Consider the following 4,487-nt stretch of genomic DNA (forward strand, 5'->3'; position numbering starts at 1 on the left):
CCCCGCGAGGAGGCCCGCCGGCCCCGCCGCGGGCTGCACACCAAGCGCAGCGACCGCCGCGCCATCAGCCACCACTACGACGTCGGCAACGACTTCTACGAGCTCGTCCTCGGCCCGTCCATGGTGTACTCCTGCGCCTACTGGGCGGCCCCGCCCCCGCAGGGCACCCTCGAAGGGGCCCAGCACGACAAACTCGAACTGGTCAGCCGCAAACTCGCCCTGAAACCCGGTCAGCGCCTGCTGGACGTCGGCTGCGGCTGGGGCTCCATGGCCCTGCACGCCGCCCGCGACCACGGCGTTGACGTCGTCGGCATCACCCTCTCCCAGGAGCAGGCCGCCTACGCCCGCAAGCGCGTCGCCGAGGAGGGCCTGACCGACCGCGTCGAGATCCGCGTACAGGACTACCGGGACGTCACGGACGGGCCGTACGACGCCGTCTCCTCCATCGGCATGGCCGAACACGTCGGATCCGAGCGCTACCTGGAGTACACCACCGCCCTGCACCGCCTCCTCGAGCCGGGCGGACGGCTGCTGAACCACCAGATCGGCCGGCGTCCGCAGCGGGACGAGTCGACCTACCACCTGGACCCGTTCATCGACGCCTACGTCTTCCCCGACGGCGAACTCGCCCCGCTGGGCACCACGGTGTCCCTGCTGGAGCGCTCCGGGTTCGAGGTGCGCGACGTGGAGTCGCTCCGCGAGCACTACGCGCTCACCCTGCGCCGTTGGGTGGCGAACCTGGAGGCCGACCGGGACCGCGCGATGCGACTCGCCGGCCCCGGCCGGGCCCGCGTCTGGCTGCTGTACATGGCCGCCTCCGCGCTCGCCTTCGAGCGCAACCGCATCGGCGTCAACCAGGTCCTGGCCGTGAAGACCCCCCGGTCCGGCGCCTGCGGCCTCCCCCTGCGCACCCGCACCTGGAACTGACGGCACGGCGCCCACGGGCCCCCGCCGCACGCCCGCGTCCCCTACCGCACGCCGACGGGCCCCGTTCCGTCCACCGGAACGGGGCCCGTGCCGTCCCCCGGGTGCCCGCGGGCGACGCCGCGTGCCTCCGCCGCCGCTACTCCGTCTTGATCGCCTGCAGCATGTTCAGCCGTGCCGCCCGACGGGCCGGCCACAGCGCGGCCAGGACGCCCACCAGCGCGGCCAGCAGCAGGAAGACCGCCATCCGGCCCCACGGCAGGACCAGTTCGTACGTCTCCATCCTGGTGCCCAGCAGCTCACCGGCGGCCCAGCCGAAGAAGACGCCCAGGCCGATGCCGAGCACCCCGCCGAACAGGGAGATCACCAGGGACTCCAGGCGGACCATCCGCTTGACGCCCCTGCGGTCCAGACCGATCGCGCGCAGCATGCCGATCTCCTGCGAGCGCTCGAACACCGACATGGCCAGGGTGTTGATGACGCCGAGGACCGCCACGATCACCGCCATCGCCAGCAGGCCGTAGACCATGTTCAGGATCAGGGTGAACATCTGCGCGATCTCGTTGGAGAGGTCCTTCTTGTCCTGGACCTTGATCGCCGGGTTGGCGCCGAGGACCTTCTCCAGCCGGTCCTTGACCGCGTCGGAGGCGCCGCCGGAGGTCTTCACCATGACCAGCATGTCGGCCGGTTCCGGGTCGTGCGGGGCCAGGGTCGCGGTGTCGATCATGATGCCGCGGATCATCTCGTTGGCCTCGTAGACACCGGCGACCGTCAGCTTCTGCTTCTCGCCGTCCTCGTAGGCGACGGTGAGGTCCGAGCCGGCCTTCCAGCCGTACGACGTCGCGGTGTCCCGGTCCACGACGATCCGGGTGCCGCCGACCTCGAAGGCGCCGTCCTCCACCGTCAGCTCGGTCAGCTCGCCGATCGTGCCGCCGTCGACGCCGGTCAGGAACTCGGTCTTGCCGTCGATGCGGGAGGGCGCGTTGCGCATCGGGCTGCTGGCGGTGACGTCACCGGCCTCCTTCAGCTTCCGCTCGACGTCCGGCGAGAGCTGGTTGCCGTTCGCCATGGAGACCACGTAGTCGGCCTCGATCGCGGCGGCCGCCATCTTGTCGATGGCCTTCTGCAGACTGCCCGCCATCACCGTCATCCCGGTGATCAGGGTGAGCCCGATCATCAGCGCGGACGCGGTCGCCGCGGTGCGGCGCGGGTTGCGCACCGCGTTCTGCCGGGCCAGCTTGCCGGAGACCCCGAAGACGCGCAGCACCGGGGCCGCCGCCGCGATCAGCGGGCGGGACAGCAGCGGGGTCAGGATGAACACGCCGGTGATCAGCAGCACCGCGCCGAGGCCCATGGGCGCCTGGCCGTCGGAGCCGTCCATCGTCGTGGCCGCGAGGACCACCGCGACGCCGGCCGCCGAGAACAGCGCGCCCAGCGTGTTGCGCAGCACCAGCGACTTGGTGGTCGCCTGGGCGTGCACGGAGCTCATCGCCGCCACCGGCGGGATCTTCGCGGCCCGGCGGCCGGGCAGCCACGCGGCGAGCATGGTGACCAGGATGCCGACGGCGAACGCGGTGCCGACGGTGCCGGGCGAGACGACCAGCGGCCCGTCGGGCACGGTCGCCTCCAGCGCCCCCATCAGCGAGCGCAGTCCGGCGCCGATGCCGATGCCGGCGACCAGCCCGGCCACGGCGGCGACCGTGCCGACCACGAACGCCTCGATCAGCACCGACCGCGTCACCTGCCGGCGGGAGGCGCCGACCGCCCGCATCAGCGCCAGCTCCCGGGTGCGCTGGGCGACCAGCATGGTGAAGGTGTTGGCGATGATGAAGGTGCCGACGAACAGCGCGATCCCGGCGAACACCAGCAGGCCCTGCTTCAGACCGCTCATCGAGGAGGCGATCATCTCCGCCTGGTCGTCGGCGAGCTTTTGCCCGGTGGTGGTCTCCACGACGTCGGAGGGCAGCGCCTCCTCCAGCTGTGCCCGCAGGGCGGCCTGGCTGACGCCGTCCTTCGCCTTGACGGCGATCTCGTCGAAGGTGTCCGCCTTGCCGAACAGCTTCTGCGCGGTCGCGGTGTCGAACAGCGTGAGGCTGCCGCCGGCCGCGACGTTGCCGTCGTCCGTGGTGAAGACGCCCGTCACGACGGGCTCCAGGACGGGACCGTCGACCGAGAGCCGTACGGTGTCGCCGACCGCGTAGCCGGCGCGCTTCGCGGTCTCGGAGTCGATGAGGATCTCGCCCTCGCCCTGGGGCGCGCGCCCCTCGACCAGCGGGTAGCGGGGGTCCTCGGCGCCCCAGTAGTTGCCGCCCTGCGACTGGAAGCCGCCGCCGACGAGCTTGCCGTCCTTGTCGGCCATGGCGGTGAAGCCGGTGACCACCCCGATGGCCTGCGCGGCGCCCGGCACCCGGGCGCTGTCGTCGACCAGGGCGGGGGTCAGCGCCCGGTACTCGCCGACCCTGTCGCCCTCGGCGTCCTTCCACTGGGGGGTGACGGCGACGTCGACGTGGTCGAAGCCCTTGGCGGACTGCTTCTGCAGGGCGTCGGAGAGGGTGTTGGTGAAGACCAGGGTCCCCGACACGAAGGCCACGCCGAGCATCACGGCGAGCACGGTCATCAGGAGCCGGGCCTTGTGCGCGAGCACGTTGCGCAAGGCGGTACGGAACATGGGTGTCTTCTCGAGTCCAGACGTAGGAGGGAAAACGGCCGCGGAGGAGGCCGGGGAGGGGTCAGCTGGTGCGGCCCTTGGCGTCGAACTGCTTCATCCGGTCGAGCACCGAGTCGGCCGTCGGCCCGTCCATCTCGTCCACGATGCGGCCGTCCGCCAGGAAGACCACCCGGTCCGCGTAGGCGGCGGCCACCGGGTCGTGGGTCACCATGACCACCGTCTGTCCCAGCTCGCGCACGGAGTTGCGCAGGAAGCCCAGCACCTCGGCGCCGGAGCGGGAGTCGAGGTTCCCGGTGGGCTCGTCGCCGAAGATGATGTCCGGCTTGGAGGCCAGCGCCCGGGCCACGGCGACCCGCTGCTGCTGACCGCCGGACAGCTGCGCGGGCCGGTGGCCCAGCCGCCCCGACAGACCGATCATCCCGATCACGGTGTCCAGCCACTGCGGATCCGGCTTGCGGCCCGCGATGTCCATCGGAAGGGTGATGTTCTCCAGCGCCGTCAACGTCGGGAGCAGGTTGAACGCCTGGAAGATGAAGCCGATCTTGTCCCGGCGCAACTTGGTGAGCTGCTTGTCCTTCAGCGCGCCCAGCTCCGTGTCGCCGATGCGCACGGAACCGGAGGAGAAGGTGTCCAGGCCGGCCACGCAGTGCATCAGCGTGGACTTGCCGGAGCCGGAGGGACCCATGATCGCGGTGAACTCGGCCTGCCGGAAGCCGACGGAGACCCGGTCCAGGGCGACCACCTGGGTCTCGCCCTGGCCGTAGATCTTCGACAGGTCCGTGGCGCGCGCGGCCACGGCGGTGGTCCGGTCGGCGGTGGGTGCGGTGGTCACGGGATGGGCACTCCTGTCAGGACGACATGTTCTCGGAGAGGTTCTCGGAGAGGTTCTCGGAGA

3 protein-coding genes are annotated in these 4,487 nt (G+C 71.3%); 1 reads left to right on the plus strand and 2 read right to left on the minus strand.

What is annotated here, in order from left to right; all coding sequences use genetic code 11:
• Window positions 1–927 (plus strand): SAM-dependent methyltransferase (locus B7L92_RS22365; protein WP_081239252.1); only part of this gene is annotated, 927 nt, incomplete at its 5' end.
• 136 nt (window positions 928–1,063) lie between these two features.
• Here B7L92_RS22365 and B7L92_RS22370 read toward each other — a convergent pair.
• Both B7L92_RS22370 and B7L92_RS22375 read right to left on the minus strand, forming a co-directional pair.
• The gene (locus B7L92_RS22370; RefSeq protein ID WP_081239253.1) at window positions 1,064–3,592 is read right to left on the minus strand and encodes an ABC transporter permease; all 2,529 of its coding nucleotides are present in this window, start codon (window positions 3,590–3,592) and stop codon (window positions 1,064–1,066) included.
• 61 nt (window positions 3,593–3,653) lie between these two features.
• Window positions 3,654–4,424, minus strand: coding sequence for an ABC transporter ATP-binding protein (locus tag B7L92_RS22375; protein ID WP_081239254.1), 771 nt, complete (start codon window positions 4,422–4,424; stop codon window positions 3,654–3,656).
• Window positions 4,425–4,487 lie beyond the last annotated feature (63 nt).

The organism is Streptomyces viridosporus (assembly GCF_002078235.1).
GTDB lineage: Bacteria > Actinomycetota > Actinomycetes > Streptomycetales > Streptomycetaceae > Streptomyces > Streptomyces viridosporus.

What these genes read in the sequence shown, in the direction of transcription:
- B7L92_RS22370 (WP_081239253.1), bottom strand. Translation starts at nt 3,592, where the DNA reads ATGTTCCGTACCGCCTTGCGCAACGTGCTCGCGCACAAGGCCCGGCTC.